Origin of the sequence: Microbispora sp. CL1-1, from assembly GCF_012034195.1 — a bacterium.
Lineage (GTDB): Bacteria > Actinomycetota > Actinomycetes > Streptosporangiales > Streptosporangiaceae > Microbispora.
Genome location: NZ_JAATEK010000170.1, coordinates 1 through 635, shown reverse-complemented (window position 1 = coordinate 635; position 635 = coordinate 1). Strand labels below are relative to the sequence as shown.

Genomic DNA, 635 nt, shown 5'->3' with positions numbered 1-635 from the left:
GCGTAGCCCTTCTTCACCCAGTCGGCCCACAGCGACAGCGCGGAGACGCCCTCGGGCGAGTCCAGTTTCGTGAGGTTCGCGCCCGCGCCCCAGAACCAGGGCAGGAACTGGAAGCTGCCCTCCTCGGTGCCGATGCCCGCGAACGTGATGCCCTTCTTGCCCGCCGCCTTCACCTTCTCCAGCGCCGCCGTCAGCGACGCCCAGTCCTTCACCGACTCCGCGTCCACCCCGGCCTTCTTGAGCACGTCCTTGTTGTAGTAGAGCGCGAGCGTGTTCGCCCCGATCGGGACGCCGTACGTCTTGCCGCCGAGCTGACCGGCCGCCAGCAGGTTCGGCTCGATCGACGCGACGTCGAGATTGTTCTCCTCGGTCGTCGTCAGCACGCCGGCCTCGGCCAGCGTCGAGACCACCGGGTTGTCCACGATCAGCACGTCCGGCGAGTTGCCCTGCTGGGCCGCCAGCAACGCCTTGTTCGTCAGGTCGGTGGTGTCGTAGCCGGTCCGCTTGATGGTCACCCCGGCCTGGGTCCCGCACTGCGTGAGCAGCTTCACCCAGTCGGAGGAGTCGTCGAACTGCGGGTAGGGGTCCCAGATCGTGTAGGTCCCGCCACCGGCGGCCTGGCTCGCACCCGCCGA

The 635-nt window shown here is 68.5% G+C and carries 1 protein-coding gene; it reads right to left on the bottom strand.

Translation table 11 applies throughout. From position 1 onward, the window contains the following. On the bottom strand, positions 1–635 hold a 635-nt coding region (locus HCK04_RS40465), incomplete at both ends, for an extracellular solute-binding protein (protein ID WP_142652791.1).